Source organism: Streptomyces sp. NPDC001157 (genome assembly GCF_053598255.1).
In genome coordinates this window covers 140,104-161,211 of record NZ_JBSFJW010000008.1, presented here as the reverse complement: position 1 = coordinate 161,211, position 21,108 = coordinate 140,104, and the positions used below count along the sequence as shown (strand labels likewise).

Below are 21,108 nucleotides of genomic sequence, written 5' to 3'. Positions count from 1 at the left end.
AATATTCCTTGTGTTGACCTGCGTTCATACACATGAACAAGCTTCTGGGGCGGTCAGCGCATCAGCTCCCCCGCGTTGACCAGCAGCGACTGCCCCGTGATGGCCCGTGCCCGGTCCGAGGCCAGGAACACCGCGGCGTCCGCCACGTCCCCGTCCGTCGCCAGGTCCGGCAGTGCCATCCGCCCGGTGAGCCGCTGCAGTACATCGGCCTCGGGCACGCCCTCCGTCTGCGCCGTGAACTGGACGTACGCCTGCACCGGTGGTCCCCACATCCAGCCCGGCAGCACGGTGTTGACCCGGATGCGATGCGGCCCGAACTCCCGGGCCAGGGAGTACATCGCGCTCGTCAGTGCCCCCTTCGAGGCCGCGTACGCCGCCTGCTTCACCTGCGTGGGGGCCGCCACCGCCGACTGTGTCCCGATGAAAACCACCGAGCCTCCGCACGCCTTCAGCGCTGGCAGGCAGGCCCGCGTCATCCGCAGCGAGCCCAGCAGATTCACGTCGATCACCTGCTGCCAGCTCACGAAGTCCGCGTCCGCGAGGCCGCCGAAGTAGTCGTCCATCGCGGCCACATGGACGACCGCGTCGATCCGCCCGAACCGCTCCCGCGCGAGCGCCGCCAGCGCCTCGCACTGCGCCTCGTCCCTGATGTCGGTCGCCAGGTACGCCGTGTGCGCCCCGTCCGGGTCGATCTCCGCGGCGCTCTTGGCGAGGTTGGCCTCGGTGCGCGCCCCGAGCACCGCGTTTCCCCCGTCGCGCACGACCGCCGCCGCGACCTGATGGCCGAGCCCGGCACCCACCCCCGACACGACGACGGTCTTGCCCGTGAGCAGTGACATCGGAGCCTCCCGGGTATGGCGGTTTATCTGACGGGGCGTCAGAGTATGGGCGACCGGCGCAGGACGGAAGGGGAGCGACATGAGCGAGGAAACCCGCAGCGAGGTGTACGCCGAGCTGGCCGCCGTGGGGCCGTACGGGGTCCGTCCCGGCCATGCGCTGATCACCATGGTCGAACCCCACCCGGGCCACGAGTACGCGTACAACCGCTGGTACGAGGACGACCACTACTACGCCGGCGCGATGGCCATGCCCTGGATGTACGCCGGGCGCCGCTGGGTGGCGACCCGCGACCTCCAACTCCTGCGCTACCCCGAGAAGTCGGCGATCGCCCAGCCGGTCACCGCCGGCTGCTACATCTCGACGTACTGGATCACGGACGGCCGCTACGACGACCACATGCGGTGGACCGTCGCGATCAACAAGCGCCTCAACCGCGATGCCCGGGTCTACCAGGACCGTACGCACGTCTTCACGGCGTTCCAGGACCACGAGGCGACCGTCTACCGGGACGGGGCCGCCGGGCCCCGCGACTTCCACGCCCTCGACCACCCGTACGCGGGTCTCGTCGTCGAGGTGATCGACTCCGAATCCGCCGAGCAGCGTACCGAGTTGCTGGAGTGGCTGCGCTCCCGCCACCTGTCCAAGCGGGTGGCGGGCTCACCGGCCGCGATGGTGACCGTCTTCCGCCCGACACCCCTGCCCGGCGACCGCATGACCTACGTCAAGCAGGTCGAGGGCGTGGAGACCAGGCTGACCCTGCTGTGGTTCCTGGAGGCGGATCCGCGGGACTGCTGGGAGGCGTACTTCGCGGACCTGGAGGCGCCGGTGCGGGAGGCGGGGCTGGGGAGGGTGGAGCTGGTGGCGCCGTTCGTCCCGACGGTGCCGGGGACGGACAAGTACGTCGACAGGCTCAGGTAGTCGAGTGGTTGAGGTAGTCGGACACAAGCCGAGCCCCCTCGGCAAGGACGGCGGGCTGGACGAGAGGGCTCTTCAAGTGATGCTTGTGCTGCTTGTGAAATTGTGGAAGGCGGGCGCGGTCGAGGATCAGCAGATCCTCCCCCCTACGCCTTGATCGAGCCGACGAAGGTGTTCCACGCCTCGGCGGGGAAGGCCAGTACGGGACCGTCGGTGACCTTGGAGTCCCGGACGGCCATCGCGGCGCGGACCGGTGACTTGATCTCGACGCATGCGCCGTTGCCCGTGGAGTACGAGGACTTGGTCCAGGTGTCCGTGGCGCCCTGACGAATTGCCATTTTTGCTCCGTATTGCCAGTTGGTGAGTTGCTGTCACCGCACAGTGGATCCGACTCCGAACCCACGGCGCGGTTTGCGCCAACCCTTGCTGTGTGGTGGCGTGATCGACGCTACTCGCCAACCTCGGCGTACGAAGTGACCATTCACTCGACCGGGTGGCATATTCCAGGTGAGTCTTCCAGTCAGGCCCTGGGAAGGTGTACCGTGCGGCGCTTCAGCGGGCGTAGTCCTTCGCGACGTCCGCGATGAACTGCCGTGACTGGTCCGGATTCAGGGCCTGCGCCCTCAGGTGCTCGTACATCACGCTGTACTTCTGCACGTCGTTTGGCTTCTCCAGATACAGGTCGCTGGTGACGCCCTCGATGTAGACCACGCTGGAGTCCGCCGCGTCGGGGAACTCTAGGATCGCGTACTGGCCGTTCAGGCCCGGATGGGCCCCCATGTCGAAGGGGATCACCTGCACGGTGACGTGCGGCAGTTGGGACTGCTCGACGAGGTACTCCAACTGGTCACGCATGAGGGAACGATTGCCCACGACCCGGCGCACCGCCGCCTCGTCCATCACCGTCCACAGCCGGAGCGGGTTCTCCGGGGCGGTGATTCGTTCCTGCCGACGCAGCCGCACCTGCACGCGTTTCTCGACGTCGGTGGCGGCCGTCTCCGGCAACGCACCCGCGATCAGCGCCTCCGCGTACTGCCGGGTCTGCAACAGCCCCGGAACGACCTGAGGGTCGTACACCCGCAGACTCGCCGCATCCGTCTCCAGCCCGATGTAGACGCTGTACGGAATGTCGCCGAAGGAGTGCCACCAGCCCTGCTGGCGGCTGTCCTTGGCCATCTGCATCAGCGAGTCGACGATCCGGTGGTCCTCCACCTCGTACACCCCGCACAGGTCGCGGACGTCGCGCTGGCTGATGCTGCGCCGGCCGTTCTCCAGTCGGCTGATCTTCGACTGCGAGACCAGCAGCCGCTCGGCGACTTCTTCGGCCGTCATGCCCTTGAGCTCGCGGAGCCGACGCAGCTCCTGGCCCAGCCGGCGTCGCCTGACGGTGGGATTGACATTGGACGCCACGAGACGTGCACCTCCGGCTGCGTGCCTGCGCTAGCTGTACTTTGCCACTTTGCGTATCTGCTGTTGAGCAGACTGCCACCAAGGGACTTGGTACCGCTGGGAAACGGCGTATATGCGCTGCATACACGCCAGTTCATTACGCCAGTTCATGAGGTCATGAAAAGCGGCCGCGCGGGGCAGCGGAACCGTTACGGCATCCGAAGGTCCGGATGGCGTACGGCTCCGCCGCCCCGCGCGGACCAGCGGCTCCCGTACCGGGTCTTGGGGACTGCCTCTGCAGGCTCGGTGCGGCGCTCGGCGGTGCGTGGTGCTGCGGTGCATTGCGGTGCAAGGTCGTGCTGGTGTCGCGGTTCGTGCGGCTCGTCGTGGAACTGCGGCTCAGTGGACCACGACGCGCGCCATGGAACCGCGGCGCGGCTGCATCGGAACGCCACGAGCGGGTTCCGGCGCGGACCTGGCCGGTCCGGCGGTGGCCTGGCGGCCGGCCGGGGCCGGGCTGCGGCGCGGCTGGGCCGCCACGCCGTTCTGGACGTCCATCACGGCGTGCGCGACGAGACCGCCCATGGGGTCGTGCCTGATCAGATCCCGCAACCGGGACCGAGAGGACCGCCCCTCGTTCCCCGGATACAGGTGCTTGCCGAGGCCGACCGCGTGTGCCAGGGCGGCGAGAGCGGCGGTCCGCGGGTCCGGCGGTACGCCGGTGCGGATCGCTGAGTCCAGCCGGGCCCTGATCTCCCGGCTGATCTCGGTGTCCGTCGCCTGGTAGCGGGTCGTCGGCAGCACTCCGCACATCTGGCCCGCGACGGCATGCACCATGCCGCATCGCTCCAGATGCGAGAGGTAGGTCTGGCGCAGCCCGAGACGCGGCCCGCCAATCCAGTTCACTGCGCGTACGGGAGCGCCACGCCTTCGCAGCAACTCCAACGCACAGTCCAAAGTTGGATCTCCAGTCGGCCGTGGGGCTACCACGGCGATACGATCCCCGTCTGGGGCTATCCGTCCGGCCAGCGCCAGCTCCACTAGCTGTGCTCCGGCCAGACCGAGGTCGAGCGACTGCGGCTGTGCAGTGGTACCCGTGGCCGGGTCCAACGCCAGCAGCAGAAGCTCCTCCGGAAGTGTTCTGCGGCTCCTGCCCATCCATGCCTCCCCGCGTGGATGAAAGACAGGGTGACCCCTCTCACATTGGTCTGTCGAGGGTGCGTGACCTGTTTGTGAGGGAACCGGTAGGTATGTCGTTCTCGTCTACCGCAGGGGTTAAGCCCACACACAGGACACTGGTACATGGTTCGGACAGCGCGGTCGAGCGGTGTTACGGGCGGCGGTTCACGGTTCGGTAGGTCGCACGGAGTGGGTGCGGCATGGAGGAGGCATCGGTGGCGGGCGAGTCCCCCGACAGGTCGAAGCAGCGCGAGTCGTCGGCAGAACCGACGTCGGGGAACACGGGCCCGGTTCCCGAATCCGGCCCTCAGGATCGCCCGGCACCCGATCCCCGTCTCTCGGTGGCCCGGGAGAGCGGTTCACCGTCCGGCTCCTCCGACACGTCCGAAGCACGCGGCGGCGTGGACACGGCGACCCGGGTGTTCTCGGTACGGGACCTGAAGACCGCGGTCGAGGAGGCCGCGGCTGAGCGTCCTGAGGCTGAGGAAGCCAGGACTGCGGCGGCGCGGGCCGGGAAGGCTGTGGCTGGGAGCCCAGTGGCCGATGTCGCGGCTGAGGGGTCTGAGGCAGAGGAGCCCGGAGCCGGGCAGTCTCAGGTCGAGGGGGCTGTGGACGCGGGGTCCGGGGCAGTGAAGGCAGGGGTTGTGGCTGGCGGGTCTGAGGCTGGGGAGCCTGTGGCTGAGAAGCCTGGGGCGGGGGGCACGGCTGAGGGATCTGAGGCTCAGAAGCCCGCGGTCGGGCAGTCTGAGGAGACCGGGGCCGAGAGGTCCGGGGCTGCGAAGGCGGAGGACTCCGACGTCGAGGACGCGGCGGCCGACCGCTCGGATTCGGCCGACGGCGCCGCTGCGACCAAGGGTGACGAGACCGGTGACGCCCGGCTTCGGGCTGCTGTGGCGGCGTGGGTCCGCTCCGGGGACTCCAAGGACCCCGAGGGGCCCGAGGACGCGGAGACGGCCGCTGAGGCCGACGAGGACGGTGTCGCGGAGGCGCAAGCGGAAGCAGGGCCCGACGCCGACAGCGATGTCGAGGACGGGGTTGCTGTCGACTCCGGAGAGGCGGAAGCGGAAGAGGGACCGCAGGACGCTGTCCCCGAGCCCGAGGCGGGCGCTGACTCCGTCGCGGACGCCGGCTCCGGAAAGGGCGCCGCCCCCGATGGGGACGCCGTCTCCGAAACGGGCGCCGAAGTCGAAACGGACGACGTTGATGCCCAAACGGCTGCTGGTGCTGAAACGGGCGACGGGCCCGAAAGTGGCGACGGGCCCGAAACGGTCAACGGGCCTGGCACTGGCGACAGGTCCCAAGCGGATGCCGAACCCGTAGCAGGCGGCGAACCCGGGACGGGCGGTGCATCCGAGACGGGCGCCGAACCCGAGACGGACGGTGCATCCGAAGCAGGCGGCGGACCCGAAGGGGGCGCCGAAGCTGAAACTGGCAGCGCATCCGAATCCGGCGCCGAGCCCGTCGCCGATGGTGGACCCGCAGTCGCCGACGGTGAGGAAGGCCCGAAGGGGCCACCCGCAGGTGACGATGAAAGTGGTACGGGTGGTGCGGGTGGGAGCACCAAGGCCGATGGCGAAGCCGAGGCCGGGGGCGGGCCCGTCGACCAGCCCACCGCCATCTTCAAGCGCCCCACCAAGCTCCAGCTCGACCAGCCCACCACCATGCTCAAGCTCGGCGGCGCTCTCAAGGACGCCAAGACCCCCGAGCCCTCCGAAGCCGAGCGCACCAGCAAGTTCGTAGCGCTGAAGCCCCTCGACGAACCGCGCACCCCGCGCAGGCCCGCAGACGCGACGGCGCCCGTCCCCCAGGTCGGCCCCGAACGCACAGCCCAGCAGCCGCTGCCCCCGAAGCCGCCGCTGGACCTGCTGGCCGAGCTGACCAACACCCCGCCACCGCCGCAGACCCCGGTCCGCACGGTCATCCGCAGGGTCAAGATCTGGACCCCGCTGGTCCTGCTCCTCGCGATCATCTTTGCGATCGTGCAGTCCGTGCGCCCGCTGCCCACCCCCGGCCTGGCGCTGACCGCCAAGGACAGCTACACCTTCGACGGCGGCCAGGTGAACCTGCCCTGGCCGAGCAAGGGTCAGGGCTGGATGGACGGCGACGGCATCGGCACGATGGGCAGCTTCGGCAAGCAGACGCCCGTCGCCATCGGCTCGGTCGCCAAGACCATGACCTCGTACATCATCCTGCGCGACCACCCGCTGAAGCCGGGCCAGGAAGGCCCGAAGATCAAGGTCGACTCGACGGCGGAGAAGGAGGGCGGTTACGACAAGAGCGGCGGCGAGTCCACCCTCAACACGGTCAAGGCCGGCGACTACCTCACCGAGAAGCAGGCCCTGTCGGCCGTCATGATCCCCTCCGCGAACAACATCGCCCGGCTGCTCGCGCGCTGGGACGCGGGCTCGGAGGCGGCGTTCGTGAAGAAGATGAACGCGGCCGCCAAGGGGCTGGGGATGACGAACACGACGTACACCGACCCCTCGGGGCTGACGCCGTCCACCGTCTCCACCGCCCAGGACCAGGTGAAGCTCGGCCGCGCGTTCGTCAAGGTGCCCGCCCTGGTCGCCATCACCAGCGCGGCCAGTTGGACGGACCCCTCCGGCACCAACTGGCCCAACTGGAACGCGCTGCCGTTCAAGATCGGCGCGATCGGCATCAAGACCGGCAGCACCACCACGGCCGGCGGCAACCTGCTGTTCGCCTCCCGCAAGACGGTCGGCGGGCAGACGGTGACGATCGTCGGCGCGATCCTCGGCCAGCACAAGGCGCCGATCATCGAAACCGTCAACGCGGTCAGCAAGACCGCGCTGCTCGCCGCCCAGAACGAGCTGACCTCGGCGAAGATCCTGAAGAAGGGTGACGTCGTGGGCTATGTGGACGACCAGCTCGGCGGCCAGACCCCGGTCGTGCTCACCCAGGACGTCACCGCGGTCGGCTGGGCGGGCCTGAAGGTGAAGCTGTCCTTCGACGCCGACGACGTACCGCACACCGCGAAGGCCGGCACCAAGGTGGGCACGCTCACCGTGGGTGACGGCACGAGCGGCGCGGTCAAGGTCCCGGTGGCGCTGCAGAAGGACCTCACGGAACCCGGCTTCACGGCCAAGCTCAAGCGCCTCGGCTGACAGCAGCCGCGGATGCCCTCGCACCCCGTCGGCGGGCCCACCAGGGGAGCCCTCCGGCGGGGTGCGTGCTAGCGTCACGAAACGGGGCAGGCCGCCGCTCACGGGACGCGACCGGGAAATCCCCGGGGACGCAGCCGCGAACCAGCGGACAACGGGACGCGTCCCGGAACAGAAGACGGGACACCACGGGGAGTGCCTTCAGGTGGCCACTGCGGAGCCGACACGCGCCGACGACGCCGATCCGGGCCCGGGAACCGGCCCGCGAATACGCGTGCCCGCACCCCGCGCGGACGGCATGCCCGGCATGCGCGGAAGTGACACCGACCGCGCGCAGCCGAGCGAGCGGGCGAAGAGCGACATCACCTCACGCGCGACGGCCGCCTTCCACGCCCTGCGCGAGCGGCTGCTGCGCCACCCGGTGCTCTCCCTCACCGCCCTGTCCGGCGTACTCCACATCGTGTGGTTCTTCACCTTCGCGAACAGTGGCGGCGATCTGGCGGCGCAGGACGCCTGGGCCGAGTTCGTCGGTCGGCACCCGGACTCGGCGTACAACCTCGCCTGGTACGGCGGGATGCACCCGGTGTCGTACAGCGTGGTGTCGCCGTATCTGATGTCGGTGCTCGGTGTCCGTACGACGATGATGATCGCGGGGACGGTCTCGGCCGGCCTGCTGACGATGATCCTCATCCGCAGCCGGAGTGTGAAGAACCCGCTGTGGGCGTCGCTGGCGGGACTTTTCGCGTTCCTGTGCAACGCGGTCTCGGGCCGGGTGACCTTCGGTCTGGGCACGATGTTCGCGCTGGGCGCGGTAGCCACCGTCTTCTGCTGGCCGTACAAGTGGCGCTACAAGCGGTGGGCGAAGGCCCTGTGCACGGCCCCGCTGGCCGCGCTGGCGACGATGTCGTCACCGGTCGCCGGACTGTTCGTGGGGCTGGTCGCCGTCGCCCTGTTCCTGCAGAAACGCCGTCCCGGCGCCTGGGCGCTGGGGCTCACCCCGGCCGCGGTGGTGGCCGTGTCGGCCTGGCTGTTCCCCTTCTCCGGCACCCAGCCGATGACGATCTGGTCGGTGATCCTGCCGTTCCTGTACGCGGTCCTCGCCTATGTGCTCGTCCCGAAGGAGTGGACGACGGTCCGGCTGACGTCCGCGGTGTACGGCCTCTCGGTCCTCGCGGTCTGGCTGGTCAGCTCGCAGATCGGCTCGAACATCACCCGGCTGGCGATGCTGTTCGCCGGCGTGACGCTCGTCGCGGCGCTCCCGTTCACGGTTCCGCGCTCGCGCAAGTGGTACGTCACCGTGCTCGCCTTCGCCGGCTTCGTCGTCTGGATCGGCTTCAAGTCGGTCGACGACATCATCCACACCTCGCCCGCCGCGTCCTGGGCGCGCGAGCTGGCCCCCCTGGTGAACGAACTCCAGGGCGTCGGCGCCGAGAAGGGGCGCGTCGAGGTCGTCCCCGCCCGCTCCCACCGCGAGGCCTCCGCCCTCGCCCCCTACGTCAACCTGGCCCGCGGCTGGAACCGTCAGGCCGACATGGAGCGCAACCCCCTCTTCTACGACGACACCCTCAACTCGGCGAACTACCACGAGTGGCTGCAGCGCTGGGCCGTCCACTTCGTCGTCCTGCCCAAGGGCGAGCTGGACGGCGACGGCGGCGAGCGCGAGCGGGAGCTCGTGCAGCGGGGCATGCCGTATCTGAAGCAGATCTGGGGTGACGCCACCTGGCAGCTGTTCCGCGTCACCGACCCCACGCCGCTCGCCGACCCGCCCGCCACCGTCGACCGTGCGGCCCAGGGCGAGCTGACCATCGAGGTCAAGAAGCCCGGCCGGGTCCTGATCCGCGTCCCGTACTCCCCGTGGCTCGGCCTGGTCGACACCAAGGGCAAGGGCGTCGAGCCCCCGCAGGAGACGTACGCCTCCAAACACCGTGCGGACGGCACACCCAAGTCGTTCGACAACGTCAACGGCTGTCTGATGCAGACGCCGGAGGACGACAAGGGTGACAAGTGGACGCTGCTGCTCGCACCGAAGGCAGGGACGTACCGGCTGGGGGCGCCGTACCAGCTACCGCGCGGCACCCCCTGTCCGGACGAGCTGAAATAGAGCCCGTCCGGCGGCTGAACCCAGCCCGTCCGGCGTTTGAGGACGAGGCCGTTCAGGCCGAAAGCGGGGGTCTGGGGGCGCAGCCCCCAGGGACGGGACGGGAAGGGGCGGCGGGGGCGAGCAAACCGACGCCGCCCCGAAGCCGCTCACTTCACCGGAAACGCCACGTCACACACCGCATCCTCCGGCCCCGCCGCCTCCCAGTCCGCGAAGTAGATCTCCCGGCACGGCCCCGCCTGCTGAAGCCCCTGCGTCGCCATCCACTGCTCCACCGCCTCGAAGGCGGCCCCGATCTGCGGCGCGGCCACCTGGGCCTTGGTGATCCGGGTGTACGCCAGCCGAGCCGCCGGCTCGACGCGCACCCGGGTCTCCCAGGCCCGCCCGTGCTGCTCGGCCCACACCCGGGCCGCCGCCTCGTCCGCGACCGGCACACAGGACTCCGCGGGCCCGTCGCTCTCCATGGAAACCTCGGAGTGGTAGACGACGAAGGGCGCCCCGGCGACACCTCCGCTGGCGCCCGCCGCCTCCTCGAGGCGATCCAGCGACGCCCCGATCCACGCGGGCAACTCGTCCTGCAGCGTGTGCCGGGACTGGGTGATCACCACCTGCTCGGGCACATCCACCGTCTCGACCACGAACTTCCCGTACATCTCGGAGCTCCTCCCCGACAGTCGTCCACGGAGGTACTCGGCGAGCGTCCGCTGCCCGGCGATGCGCGTCTCGACGTCCGCCCAGTAGGCGGCGAGCCGGTCGGCGGCCTCGGCGCCGTCCGCCTCCACCACCTCGGCGATCCGGGCGAGCGGCATGTCGAGCTGCCGCAGCAGGGCCACCAGCCGGGCCCGTTCCACCTGGTCGGCGCGGTAGTAGCGGTAGCCGCTGAGCTCGTCGACGTACGCGGGTGCGAGCAGGCCGAGGCGGTCGTAGAGCCGTAGTGCCTTGGCCGACAGGCGCGCCCGTGCCCCGAACGCACCGATGGTGAGCAGTTCGTCGTCCACCTGAGCATCCTCCGTCACCGGACGGGTTCTTTCCGCCCGGTGACGGGAACGCTCGCCCTTGCCCCAGGGGCAAGGTCAACAGCTGCCTACGCGAGGGCGCTCTCCACCGCCGCCACGACCTCAGCCGCCTCCGGCTCGGTCTGCGGGGAGAAGCGCGCGACGACCTTGCCGTCACGGCCGATCAGGAACTTCTCGAAGTTCCAGCGGATGTCACCGCTGTGGCCCTCGGCGTCGGAGAAGCCGGTCAGACGGTCGTAGAGGGGGTGCCGGTTCTCGCCGTTCACCTCGACCTTCTCGGTCAGCGGGAAGGTCACGCCGTACGTCGCCGAGCAGAACTCGGCGATCTCCTCGGCGCTGCCCGGCTCCTGCCCGAGGAACTGGTTGCAGGGCACGCCGAGGACGGTGAAGCCCTGCGCGGCGTAGCGCTCGTGGAGGCGCTCGAGCCCGGTGTACTGCGGGGTCAGCCCGCACTTGGAGGCCACGTTCACGATGAGGACGGCCTTGCCCGCGTACTGGGAGAGGTCGGCGGAGCCACCCTTGAGGGCGCCGATCTCCACGTCGAGGGGGGTCGCGCCGTTGCTGTCTGCAGTCGTCATAAGCGGATGCTAACTCCGGTACGTGTCGTCCCGGTTCTGGGCCTCCACCAGAACCTCACCGGCCGCCGTCCGTGAGTACAGCACCGAGCGGCCCGCGCGCCGCCGCTGCACCAGTCCGGCATCCAGCAGCACCTTCAGATGCCGGCCGACCGAGCCGAGGCCCTGGCCGGTCACCGCCGTGAGCTGGCTCGTGCTCATGGGCGAGGCGAGCAGGACGAGGACTTCGGCGCGGGCGGTGCCGAGGAGCGCGGCCAGGCTCGCTGGGACGGCGGACGGGCGGTCGCCGGCCAGGGCGCCGGTGCACGGATAGACGACGGCGTACCGCTGCCGGGTGTCCTCCCAGGACACCCAGCCGCCCTGCCGCTGCGGGGTCACCGGGACGAAGACGAGTTCGGCGCCGGAGATCTCACGCGGCGGGTACTCGTGCAGGTTCACCTGCAGCCGGTTCTCGCCGAGCCAGCGTGTCCGCCCGGGGCGCAGCGCGTCCAGCACGGTCGCCCAGCCGCCCTGGCTGACCTGCGCGGTACGGGCGACGACATCGGCCTCCAGGATGCGCCGGCGCCGGTCCCAGTCCGGGCGTACGGTCTCGGTCCAGACGTGGCAGAAGAGGTCGGCGGCACGCTCGGGCAGGTCGTCGCGGTCCAGAGCGGCGGGCAGCGGGCCGCCGGCCAGGGAGACGACGAGGTCGGCGCGGGCCCGTTCGGCGGCGGTGGCCCGCACCCGTGCGACCCCCTCCTCGAAGCTCTCCCCGTCGCCCGGGGTGGGGGCGAGGAAGTCGGCGGTCCACACCCGCCCGAGCCCGGCGCGCAGGAGCAGCGCGGTGACGGGATCGGCGGCCAGCCGCTCCCGGTAGCCGGGCAGATGCCGGTCCAGCCAGGCCCGCTCGCCCGGGTGCGCGGCCTCGCCCGCGTGCAGCAGCATCAGGGAGGCGAGGGTTTCGGCCATCGGCGACAGCACGAAGCGGCTGCCCGCGAGGGTGTCGGCGTTGATCTGCCACCAGCCCATGGAGCCTGCCTCCCACGACCTTTCGCATCAGCGCGAAACAATAACGCGCGCGGTCCGGCCGTCCCGAGACTCCGTGCATGCGCAGCTACCGAGACCTCTTCCGCACCCCGGAGTTCACCCCGTTCTTCCTCGCCTCCGCCGCCCACACCGCGGCCCAGACGATCGGCGCCCTGGCGCTCGGCACGCTGGTCTACCGGATGACCGACTCCCCGCTGCTGTCGGCGGTGAGCATGTTCGGACCGCAACTGGCGCAGGTGCTCGGCGCCACCTTCCTCCTTTCGGGCGCCGACCGGCTGCCGCCGAGGTCGACGCTGGCCGGCATCGGTCTCGCCTTCGCGGCCGGTACGGCCGTCCTCGCCCTGCCCGGGCTGCCGGTCGCGGCCGTCTTCGGTGTCGTCCTCGTCCAGGGCCTGATCGCCTCGCTGGGCGGGGGAGTGCGCTGGGGGCTGCTGAACGAGATCCTCTCCAAGGACGGCTATCTGCTGGGGCGTTCGGTGTTCAACATGCTCTCCGGGCTGATGCAGATCACCGGGTTCGCCACCGGCGGCGCCCTGCTGACCGTCCTGTCCCCGCACGCCTGCCTGCTCGTCTCGGCGGCGCTCTACGCCACCGCGACCCTCGGCACCCGGCTGGGCCTGACCGCCCGCCCGCCGCGCTCCTCCGGCCGGCCGTCCGCCGCGGCGACCTGGCGCACGAACGCCCTCCTGTGGTCCTCGCGCCCCCGCCGCCTCACCTACCTCGGCCTCTGGCTCCCCAACGGCCTGGCCGTCGGCTGCGAATCCCTCTACGTCTCCTACGATCCCCACGCGGCCGGCGCGCTGTTCGCCTGCGGGGCGCTGGGCATGTTCGTCGGGGACGTGACCGTCGGCCGCCTCGTACCGGCCGCGCTGCGTCCCCGGCTGGCCACCCCGCTGCTGCTCCTGCTGGCCATGCCGTACCTGCTCTTCGCCCTGCGCCCCGCGCTGCCGTGGTCGGCCGCCCTCGCCGTCATCGCCTCCGTCGGCTTCGGCGCCAGCCTCGTCCAGCAGGAACGCCTGATGGCCCTCACCCCGGACGAACTGAGCGGCCACGCCCTGGGGTTGCACTCGGCCGGAATGCTCACCATGCAGGGCGTGGCCGCGGCCCTGGCGGGTTCGGTGGCCCAGCTCACCTCGCCCGCCGCCGCGATGACGGCCATGGCGGCCGCGTCGGCCGTCGTGACGTCGACGCTGGCATGGGCGGGGCGCCGCACCGGGTCGCCGGCCGGTGCCCGGGCAGCACGGCGTACGGCCGTTTCCGGTCCCTGAGGCCTCGGCAACGGGCAGCATTCAGGGGTGCGTTCGTCGAGACGTCCGGGGAGAGCGCCCATGTCGTACGACTCCGTGAAGTGGCCCGCGCGCGGTCTGCTGGGGGCGGTGTCCCCGCAGGCCCGGCAGGAGTTGCTGGCGCTGGGGGTGGAGACCCGGTTCGAAGCGGGTGACGTGCTGTTGCGGGAGGGCGGGCCCGACCGGCATGTGCTGTTGCTGCTCTCCGGCTTCGCCAAGGTGACCGCCCGGGTGGAGAACGGTGAGGAGTCGCTGCTCGCGGTCCGCGTGGGCGGCGACACCGTCGGAGAGATGGCGGCGCTGGACGGGGCGCCGCGCTCCGCCACGGTGACGGCGTGCGGCCTGGTGACCGCACGGATATGGAAACCCGCCGAGGTGCACTCGCTGTTGGCGCGGCGACCGGACGTGCACCTGATCCTGACGGGGATCATCGCCCAGCGGCTGCGCTGGGCCAACCGCAGGCGACTGGACTTCCGCGGATATCCGGCCAAGGTGCGGCTCGCCCGGCTGCTGGTGGAGCTCGCCATGTCCTACGGCCACCCGGTCGAGGGGGGCGTCGTCCTCGGCTGCCGACTGACTCAGCCGGAGCTCGCCGCGCTCACCGGGGCCGCCGAGACGACGATCCACAAGGGCCTGCGCGAGTTGCGCCAGGAGAGCCTGCTGGAGACCGGATACGGCTCCACGGTGATCCGTGACCTGCCCCGTCTCCGACAACTGGCGGACCTGGCGCCCGAGGGCCCCGAGGCGTGAGTCCGTCAGCACAGGCCGCAGAACCACCAGCAGCTCGGCGCTGACGCCCATCACGGCTGTGCGCATCCTGGCGGTGGTCGGGCAGTGGGGTGTGCGGGTGTCGGTCCGGTGAGGGGTCGGACCGTGTGCGGCATCGGTGGGATGCGGCTGCCGGGCTCAGGTCAGCACCGGCCGCAGCACCACCAGCAGTCCTGCACTGACGCCCATCACTGCCGTGCACACCACGGCGGCGGTCAGGCAGCGGTACTTGCGGACGGCCACCTGGGCCAGGAACCGGACCGTCTGCGACAACTCGCGGCGTTCCAGGGCGACGTCGGCGGCATCCGGCTCCCCGGCGGCCGACAGGATGTCGGGGCCCGAGGCGAGGTGGACGAAGCTGTAGCGGTTGGTCCCATCCGGCCGCAGCACGCGGGGGCGCAGGGTGGCCGCCAGGAATCCCGCGCCACCGAACAGCCCGCACAGGAACAGGGCGAGCAGGGTGCCGGCGAGCACACCGGCCGCACCACCGCGGTCGGCGGCGTGCAGGGCCCGCCCGCTCCAGACGCCGGCCGTGCCGACCAGCGCGGCCTGCGCGGCGGCCAGGATCCCGGCCTTGGTGTCGGCGTGCTGGTGGGTGGTCTGCAGGGCGGTGAACATGTACTGCGCGGGACGGCTGTCCGGCTGGGCGGCGCTGGGCGGCATACGGCTCCTCCTGCGGTCGACGGGCGACGCGTCGCTTCCAGCACACACCCGTCCCGCCGACCCAATCCTGCATTTATCCGGGATCGGCCCAAGAACCCCATCCGCACCAATTCACCGAATACGCCTACGACTTGGACGGATCCCGGTATTTTCTTGCTCCTTTCCGCAACCCGTACTTCGACGGGGTTCACGGCGGCCCGGGCGTGTACCACTGGCCTACCGGCGTCCGCGTGATGGGGGGAGCGGACGCCGGTGTGTTCCATTCGGGAAGCGGGGAGTTCGACTATGGGAACGTTCGGTCGCAGACTGCTGCTGGCGGTCGATGCGAAGGGTTACGGCCGCGTCGACGTGCTGACGCAGCGCCAGTTGCAGGAGGCCATCCAGCTGCTCCTGGGCGAGTCGGCCGCCGCGGCCGGCCTGGCGCGGGAGCGGTGGGAGACACAGGTGGGCGGCGACTCGGTGTTCGCCGTGCTGCCCGAGGGCGCCTCCGAACCCGACCTCGTCGACACCTTCATGCGGCACCTGGACGCCGGCCTGCGCGCCTTCAACCACGGCCGGCTGCCCGAGGCCCGGCTGCGGCTGCGGGCGGCCGTGCACTTCGGCACGGCGTCCCCGGCCGCCAACGGCTTCGAGGGCCGCGCCCCGGTCGAGATCGGCCGCATGCTGGACAGCGCGGTCCTGAAGTCGGCCCTGGCGGCCGCCCCGGACGCCTGTCTGGCCCTCGCGGTCTCCTCGACGGTCTTCAACGACGTGATCCGCGAGGCGTACACGACGATCCGGGCGCAGGAGTTCCGCGAGGTGCGGATCGCGGAGAAGGAGTACGCGGGGCGGGCGTGGATCCGGGTGCCCGGGTACGACGTGCATGCGCTCGACCTGGGCGGGGCGGCCGAGGCGCCGTCCGACGGCGCGGCGGCCGGGAGCGGCGCCGATGGTGGTGGGGCGGATGACGGCGCGAGCGGGGGTGGTGAAGCGGCCGACGCGCGCCCCCCGAGTGCGCCAACTGCTCCTGGCGACACGGTAGTTCAGGTGTTCCGCGGAACCGTCCATGCCCCGGGCGCCGTCTTCGGCATCTCCAAGTGACCTCCGAGTGACGGCTGAGAATGGACGAGGAAGAGAGCACGAAGAGACCCCAGGGCACCCCGGAACCGCCGGACGCCGACAGCGGATCGGAAGCCCAGGACACACCCCAGGACCCACCCCGGGACCCGGGTGACTCACCCGAGGCGGCTCCCCCGCAGGAGCCCCCCGAGGACGACCCGAAGCCCCGCGGCGACCGGCCGGCCGACAACGCCGACACACCCCGGGCAACGGAACAGCCCGACGGAGCCGAACAACCCGCCAGGCCCGACCGGGCGAAACGGGCCGACGAGACGGCCCAGGCACAGAACAACGTCAACCAGTACTTCTACGGCGCCCTCGACGCCCCCGGCGCCATCTTCGGCATCGGCACCGCAGATTCCGCCAATGCCCGGCGCCGCGCCGTCGGCCGCCTGGACGCCGGTGAGGCCGACGCGATCCTGGCGCCGTACGTCGAACCCGACTGCTTCGAGGAAGCCGTACGCGCCCTCCAGCAGGACGGTGTGGTCGTGCTCGTCGGGCCGCCCGGCACGGGCAAACGGTCCGCGGCGGTGGCCCTCGTCGCCAAGGTCGCGGAGGGCACGGAGTACGTGGTGCTCTCGCCCGGCCGCAGCCTGGAGGACCTGGCGGGCGGGCGCCCGGTGTTCGAGAAGGGCGTCGGCTATGTGCTCATCGACCGTATGAACGAAGCCGCCGGCGGGACGGCGGACTTCGACTGGCGGCGGGTGCGCGACACCGTGCGCGAGCAGGGGGCGCACCTCGTGGTCACCACCGTGTACCAGGGCGAGGGCGACGCCCCCGGATCCGTACGCCATATGCCCTGGCAGCCCCCGGACCTCACGGCCGTCCTGCGGCTGCGGCTGGTGCGGGCGGGCTGCGGGCAGGACACCGTCGAGCAGGCCGCGTCCCTGATGCCCGCCGGATGCCGGATCGCGGAGGTGGCCGCGGCGGCCGCCAGGATCGCGGACGGTGCGGACCCCGCAGGGGTCTGGCAGGAGTACGGCGCCGCCGCGGCCCAGCCCGTGCGCGACTGGTTCGACGAGCCGCGCTCGCCGCGGGAGTGGACCGAGGTCACCGCACTGGCCTTCGTCACCGGCCTCGGCTACCGCGACTTCGAGACCTGCCAGGAGCGTCTGGAGGAGCATGTGGCGGCCACCTTCCCGGAGCTCGCCAACGACGAGGAGACGGCCGAGGCCACCCGGCGCGACGCCGACCGCCGGCTGTCGCTGTCCCGCAACAGCCTGGTCGCCGTCGAGGAGCGCAAGGACGGCGCGCTCACCCGGTCCGCCCTGGTCTTCCCGCACTCCCAGTACCGGCAGTGGGTGCTGGAGGAGCTGTGGAGCAAGCGCTCGACGGCGTACTGGGACGGCGTACGGGACTGGCTGACCGAACTCGTGGCCACCCAGCCCGGCCTGGGGCTCCAGCTGTCCGTCGCCTCCGGCCTCGCCCTGCTCACGCGGCCCGCCTTCGACGAGGTCGCGGAGAACTATCTGCACCCCTGGGCGGCCGGCGCGGCGGGCCCGGCCGGCCAGTCCACGGCCACCCTGGTGCTGCACTGCATGTGTCTGGACGAGGGCCTTGCCGCGACCGCGCTGTCCGTCGCCCGCGGCTGGGTCCGTTCGCCCGACCCGGAGCTCTCCTCGACGGCGACCGCGGCGTTCAGCGGGGCGCTCGGGGTGTGCTTCCCCACGGACGCGGTCAAGGCGCTGCTGCACCGCACCCTCGGCCGGTTCGACGATCAGGCATGGGAGGCGATGGTCGCCCTCGCGGGTCTCGTCGTCGTCCTCATGGAGTGCGACCAGGACGCGGGTGCCGTGCTGCGGCCGCTCGCCTACCGGCTGAAGGACGAGGGCGGAAAGCTCACCGCACATCAGAAGGACCGCACCCTCGACGCCGCACTGACCGTCGTGGCGCGGCACACGCGCACGGGCCGGATGGTCTGCGCCGTGCTGCCGGCCCGCGACCCCCGGCAGGCCGACCCGATCGGCGAGCTGTGGGCGGGGCTGCTGGCGAACCGGCCGTACCGGCGCCGTGTGCTGCTGTGCCTCCACCTCACCCTGCGCGACCTGTCCGCCGCGACGGACGAGCCGGAGCAGACGGCCGAGCGGCTGGGCCGCTCCCTGGGGGCGGTACTGCCGCCGGACGAACGCCCGCTGCTGGGGCCGTCCCTGCGGCAGGTCGTGGGGCGTTTCGACGAGGCTGCGGCCCCTCTGATCGACATCTTTCTCGACGCTGTACTGAGCACGGAGGACTGACAGGCATGAATGCCAATTACCCGCTCGTGGAGCAGCGGGAATACGGGCGGCCGGAGAAGCGCGGCGGCCTGATGAAGAAGCGGGTGATGCGGGACGAGGGCGAACTGCCCCGGCTCGCGCCGCACCACGTACGGGTCTTCCGGGTCGGCGCGGAGTACGTCGAGGACCACGGGCAGCTGCACGCCGAGGACCCGGTGGTGATCGGTGCCAGCTCCGTCACGGTCGTCGACCGCCGGATCGAGGTGCCGGTCGTCGTGGAGACGAGGATCCCCTCCGCCGAGGCGGGCGACTTCACCGTACGGGCGACGTTCTACTGCACCGTCACGGACGCGAAGGCTGTCGTGCGCGACGGCATCACGGACGTGGAGGCGCTGCTGCTGAGCCATCTGCGGGAGGTGCCGGGGCTCACCGAGGACGGCAGCGACCAGCCGATCATGAACTCCGCCGCCGTACGGGAACGCATCGACGCACGGCTGACCGCGTACCACGAGATGCGCCCGACGGTGCTGTCCGGCCTGCGCGCCCGGCACGGTCTGGTCGAGGTACTCACTCCTGCCGAACTCGCCGAGCACATCGCCAAGTCGGAGAAGGAGCGGTGGGAGCAGCAACAGCAGCAGCGGCGGGAGGAGCGGGAGCAGCAGCTGGCCCTGGACCGGGCCGAGCGGGAGGCCGAACTGGAGCTGAAGCGGGAGCAGATCCGCTTCGTGCGGGAGCAGCGCAGGGAGCGCAACCGGCAGCAGGAGGCCGTGGACAAGGAACTGGGCCGGCAGGACTTCGAGACCCTGCGCGGCGGGTTCGACCGCGAGGCGGGGGCCGAGCAGCAGAAGCACGACCTCACACAGCGGGCCGAGTTCAACCGTTTCGTCCGCGATCAGGTTCAGGAGGACATGAAGCTTCTCGCCAATCCGCTCGCCGCGGACCTCAGCGCCCGCCATCACGGCGACATCACCGCCGACGAGTACTCCAAGCGCGTACGGGGTTACGACGAGCTGCAGGCCGAACGAGCCCGGCTGGAGCGCGAGTTCCAGGAGAAGCGGGCCGAGCTGGACCGGCAGGAGGAGCGCTGGAAGGTCGAACAGGAGAACCAGCTGGAATCGGCCACCCGCGCGGACACCCTCCAACGCGAGGCTGCCAAGGCCAGGGAGGAGGCCCGTCGCTGGGACGTGGAGCACGCGGAGGAGGTGCGCCAACGCGACGAGGACCGGCAGGACAAGAAGCAGTTGCTGCAGGACCAGCACACCTGGGCCAGGCAGCAGCTGGGCGCCTGGACGGAGCTGACCAAGCAGGCCTTCGACCGCGGCCTGTTCGACGGGCAGCTGAGCGACCCGGGCGCGCAGATCAACCGGGTGGGCGACTTCTCCTTCGAGCGGGGCGCCGCGCTGGACGGCACCGCCCCGAACGCGGTGACGAACACCCCGCGCATGAGCATCGTCCAGAAGAGCCAGGACGGCGGCGACGCCCAAGAGGGCGACGCCGAACCCGACCTCGGCGGCACGGATTCGGAGGGCAGCCTTGGCCACTGACACACCGCTGCGCCACGCCGACAGCGCCTCCTTCGGCGACGACCCGGGCGCGGCCCGTCCGGTGCCGCGCGCAGGCGGCCCGGCGGTCCGGCTGCGTGGGCTGATCGGCATCGACGAGGGGCTGCTGGCCTGGGTGCCGGAGGAACGCACCCGCTACACCTGGTACGGCGCCCTGGTCGTCAACACGGCCCTGGTGGGCGCCCTCTCGATGACGTTGGCGCTGAGCAGCTTCCGCTCCGACCTGCCCCTCGCCGCCGTGATCGGGGTGGCCGCGGTCTGGTTCTGGGTGGTTCTCGCGATGGACAGCTGGCTGGTGTCCAGCACCCACGGCACGATGGTCAAGAAGTGGTCGCTTCTCCTCCGCTTCATTCTCTCCGTGCTCCTCGGCCTGTTCATCGCCGAGCCGATCCTCTTCCAGATCTTCGACAAGGAGATACGCCAGGAGATAGCCGTCGGCAACGAGCAGCAGACCGCCGACTACCGCGGCATGCTCGTCTCCTGCAACCCCACCGACGGCGCGACCACCGCGGACCGCCCCGAATGCCTGAGCTACCAGCTGAAGGTGGCGGGCTCCCCGGCCGAGCTGGCCGAGCAGATCAAGAGCAACAGCGCCCGCACCAAGACCCTGCAGACCCAGGTCGACGCGATCAACAAGACGCTCGACGACAAGATGTCCGCCGAGCAGCGCCTGTGCGGCAAGGCCAACTGGATCTGGCGGAACGGGGTGCGGGACGTCACCATCACCTGCGACAGGGCCCGGAAGGACTCCAGCGAGTACCGCAGGACCAGCAAGGTCGACACATACGAGAAGGAGCTCTCGGCGCTGGTCGCCAAGAGCCGCACCCTGGCCGCGAAGAAGGACACCGCCGCCGACGCCTACCAGCCGCTGCTGCAGCGGGCCATCGACGCCAAGACGCGGGCACGGGCCGCCGACCTGGACACCGACGGCATCCTCACCCGGGCCCACGGGCTCAGGAAGGTCGCGGAGTCCGACGGCTTCGCGCTCTTCATCACCCTCGTGCTGCATCTGCTGCTGATCTGCCTGGACGCCATGCCCGTGCTGGCCAAGCTGATGAGCGGCGCCACGATGTACGACCGCATGCTCGGCGCCCGCTTCACGGCGAGCAGCCGGACGTACACCGAGGAGCTCCAGGTGCAGCAGGAGTGCGCACGGATGGAGCACGAGGTGCAGCGCCACGGCGTGGCACAGGACACGGCCGACCGCATGCGGCGTGTGGAACACGACTTCCAGCGTGCCCAGGCGGAGCGGGCCGCGGAGGAACGGGCCGAGCTGGAGGAGCGGATGAGCCGGATCCTTCGGGCGAGGAAGGCCTGAGCGGAACGGCCGACGGACCGGCGACGGCCCCGCCCGGGGA

Annotated in this window: 17 protein-coding genes; 9 read left to right on the top strand and 8 right to left on the bottom strand. The window is 71.0% G+C overall.

Features of this window, described 5'->3' with window-relative positions; genetic code table 11:
• Window positions 1-53 precede the first annotated feature (53 nt).
• Window positions 54-839 carry an SDR family oxidoreductase gene (locus ACWDAG_RS17460; protein WP_450696451.1) on the bottom strand — a complete coding sequence of 262 codons (786 nt, stop codon included), beginning with the start codon at window positions 837-839 and terminating at the stop codon, window positions 54-56.
• Between the two features lie 79 nt (window positions 840-918).
• Between ACWDAG_RS17460 and ACWDAG_RS17455 the strand changes: the two genes are divergently transcribed.
• Window positions 919-1,758, top strand: coding sequence for a hypothetical protein (locus ACWDAG_RS17455; protein ID WP_450696450.1), 840 nt, complete (start codon window positions 919-921; stop codon window positions 1,756-1,758).
• Window positions 1,759-1,901: 143 nt separating this feature from the next.
• On the opposite strand, the gene ACWDAG_RS17450 is transcribed toward ACWDAG_RS17455, so the two are convergent.
• From ACWDAG_RS17450 to ACWDAG_RS17440, 3 genes are all read right to left on the bottom strand, one after another.
• Window positions 1,902-2,093, bottom strand: coding sequence for a DUF397 domain-containing protein (locus tag ACWDAG_RS17450; protein ID WP_450696449.1), 192 nt, complete (start codon window positions 2,091-2,093; stop codon window positions 1,902-1,904).
• Between the two features lie 214 nt (window positions 2,094-2,307).
• Window positions 2,308-3,165 (bottom strand): helix-turn-helix domain-containing protein, encoded by an 858-nt coding sequence (locus ACWDAG_RS17445; protein ID WP_450696448.1) that lies wholly within the window; start codon window positions 3,163-3,165, stop codon window positions 2,308-2,310.
• Between the two features lie 378 nt (window positions 3,166-3,543).
• A complete protein-coding gene (locus ACWDAG_RS17440; protein ID WP_450696447.1) occupies window positions 3,544-4,302 on the bottom strand; it encodes a GOLPH3/VPS74 family protein in 759 nt (252 codons plus the stop codon).
• A gap of 695 nt (window positions 4,303-4,997) precedes the next feature.
• Between ACWDAG_RS17440 and ACWDAG_RS17435 the strand changes: the two genes are divergently transcribed.
• Complete coding sequence (locus tag ACWDAG_RS17435) at window positions 4,998-7,448, top strand: D-alanyl-D-alanine carboxypeptidase (protein ID WP_450696446.1); 2,451 nt, start codon at window positions 4,998-5,000, stop codon at window positions 7,446-7,448.
• A gap of 202 nt (window positions 7,449-7,650) precedes the next feature.
• The gene (locus tag ACWDAG_RS17430; RefSeq protein WP_450696445.1) at window positions 7,651-9,546 is read left to right on the top strand and encodes an MFS transporter; all 1,896 of its coding nucleotides are present in this window, start codon (window positions 7,651-7,653) and stop codon (window positions 9,544-9,546) included.
• 146 nt (window positions 9,547-9,692) lie between these two features.
• Here ACWDAG_RS17430 and ACWDAG_RS17425 read toward each other — a convergent pair whose 3' ends face one another.
• The 3 genes from ACWDAG_RS17425 to ACWDAG_RS17415 form a co-directional block, all read right to left on the bottom strand.
• The gene (locus ACWDAG_RS17425) at window positions 9,693-10,559 is read right to left on the bottom strand and encodes a MerR family transcriptional regulator (RefSeq protein ID WP_450696444.1); all 867 of its coding nucleotides are present in this window, start codon (window positions 10,557-10,559) and stop codon (window positions 9,693-9,695) included.
• Window positions 10,560-10,627: 68 nt separating this feature from the next.
• Complete coding sequence (locus tag ACWDAG_RS17420; protein ID WP_450696443.1) at window positions 10,628-11,137, bottom strand: glutathione peroxidase; 510 nt, start codon at window positions 11,135-11,137, stop codon at window positions 10,628-10,630.
• A gap of 9 nt (window positions 11,138-11,146) precedes the next feature.
• Window positions 11,147-12,142 (bottom strand): ArsR/SmtB family transcription factor, encoded by a 996-nt coding sequence (locus tag ACWDAG_RS17415; RefSeq protein ID WP_450696442.1) that lies wholly within the window; start codon window positions 12,140-12,142, stop codon window positions 11,147-11,149.
• A 77-nt stretch (window positions 12,143-12,219) separates the two neighbouring features.
• On the opposite strand from ACWDAG_RS17415, the gene ACWDAG_RS17410 reads away from it, so the two are divergent.
• Both ACWDAG_RS17410 and ACWDAG_RS17405 read left to right on the top strand, forming a co-directional pair.
• Window positions 12,220-13,428 (top strand): MFS transporter, encoded by a 1,209-nt coding sequence (locus tag ACWDAG_RS17410; RefSeq protein ID WP_450696441.1) that lies wholly within the window; start codon window positions 12,220-12,222, stop codon window positions 13,426-13,428.
• Between the two features lie 60 nt (window positions 13,429-13,488).
• Complete coding sequence (locus ACWDAG_RS17405; protein WP_450696440.1) at window positions 13,489-14,196, top strand: Crp/Fnr family transcriptional regulator; 708 nt, start codon at window positions 13,489-13,491, stop codon at window positions 14,194-14,196.
• Between the two features lie 156 nt (window positions 14,197-14,352).
• Here ACWDAG_RS17405 and ACWDAG_RS17400 read toward each other — a convergent pair whose 3' ends face one another.
• Window positions 14,353-14,877 carry a Pycsar system effector family protein gene (locus tag ACWDAG_RS17400; protein WP_351477794.1) on the bottom strand — a complete coding sequence of 175 codons (525 nt, stop codon included), beginning with the start codon at window positions 14,875-14,877 and terminating at the stop codon, window positions 14,353-14,355.
• A 285-nt stretch (window positions 14,878-15,162) separates the two neighbouring features.
• Between ACWDAG_RS17400 and ACWDAG_RS17395 the strand changes: the two genes are divergently transcribed.
• The 4 genes from ACWDAG_RS17395 to ACWDAG_RS17380 are packed head-to-tail and all read left to right on the top strand — an operon-like array spanning window position 15,163 to window position 21,068.
• Window positions 15,163-15,957, top strand: coding sequence for a hypothetical protein (locus tag ACWDAG_RS17395; RefSeq protein WP_450696439.1), 795 nt, complete (start codon window positions 15,163-15,165; stop codon window positions 15,955-15,957).
• Window positions 15,958-15,977: 20 nt separating this feature from the next.
• Complete coding sequence (locus ACWDAG_RS17390; protein ID WP_450696438.1) at window positions 15,978-18,209, top strand: nSTAND3 domain-containing NTPase; 2,232 nt, start codon at window positions 15,978-15,980, stop codon at window positions 18,207-18,209.
• 5 nt (window positions 18,210-18,214) lie between these two features.
• Complete coding sequence (locus tag ACWDAG_RS17385; RefSeq protein ID WP_450696437.1) at window positions 18,215-19,732, top strand: hypothetical protein; 1,518 nt, start codon at window positions 18,215-18,217, stop codon at window positions 19,730-19,732.
• Window positions 19,722-21,068, top strand: a complete 1,347-nt coding sequence (locus ACWDAG_RS17380; RefSeq protein ID WP_450696436.1) for a DUF4407 domain-containing protein — start codon at window positions 19,722-19,724, stop codon at window positions 21,066-21,068. The genes ACWDAG_RS17385 and ACWDAG_RS17380 overlap by 11 nt, the downstream gene beginning before the upstream one ends.
• Window positions 21,069-21,108 lie beyond the last annotated feature (40 nt).

Bases quoted from the DNA above. Each gene is read 5' to 3' on its own strand.
- ACWDAG_RS17400 (WP_351477794.1), bottom strand. From the start codon at position 14,877: ATGCCGCCCAGCGCCGCCCAGCCGGACAGCCGTCCCGCGCAGTACATG.
- ACWDAG_RS17420 (WP_450696443.1), bottom strand. From the start codon at position 11,137: ATGACGACTGCAGACAGCAACGGCGCGACCCCCCTCGACGTGGAGATC.
- ACWDAG_RS17390 (WP_450696438.1), top strand. From the start codon at position 15,978: ATGGACGAGGAAGAGAGCACGAAGAGACCCCAGGGCACCCCGGAACCG.
- ACWDAG_RS17385 (WP_450696437.1), top strand. From the start codon at position 18,215: ATGAATGCCAATTACCCGCTCGTGGAGCAGCGGGAATACGGGCGGCCG.
- ACWDAG_RS17460 (WP_450696451.1), bottom strand. From the start codon at position 839: ATGTCACTGCTCACGGGCAAGACCGTCGTCGTGTCGGGGGTGGGTGCC.
- ACWDAG_RS17455 (WP_450696450.1), top strand. From the start codon at position 919: ATGAGCGAGGAAACCCGCAGCGAGGTGTACGCCGAGCTGGCCGCCGTG.
- ACWDAG_RS17415 (WP_450696442.1), bottom strand. From the start codon at position 12,142: ATGGGCTGGTGGCAGATCAACGCCGACACCCTCGCGGGCAGCCGCTTC.
- ACWDAG_RS17440 (WP_450696447.1), bottom strand. From the start codon at position 4,302: ATGGGCAGGAGCCGCAGAACACTTCCGGAGGAGCTTCTGCTGCTGGCG.
- ACWDAG_RS17405 (WP_450696440.1), top strand. From the start codon at position 13,489: ATGTCGTACGACTCCGTGAAGTGGCCCGCGCGCGGTCTGCTGGGGGCG.
- ACWDAG_RS17395 (WP_450696439.1), top strand. From the start codon at position 15,163: ATGGGAACGTTCGGTCGCAGACTGCTGCTGGCGGTCGATGCGAAGGGT.
- ACWDAG_RS17450 (WP_450696449.1), bottom strand. From the start codon at position 2,093: ATGGCAATTCGTCAGGGCGCCACGGACACCTGGACCAAGTCCTCGTAC.
- ACWDAG_RS17410 (WP_450696441.1), top strand. From the start codon at position 12,220: ATGCGCAGCTACCGAGACCTCTTCCGCACCCCGGAGTTCACCCCGTTC.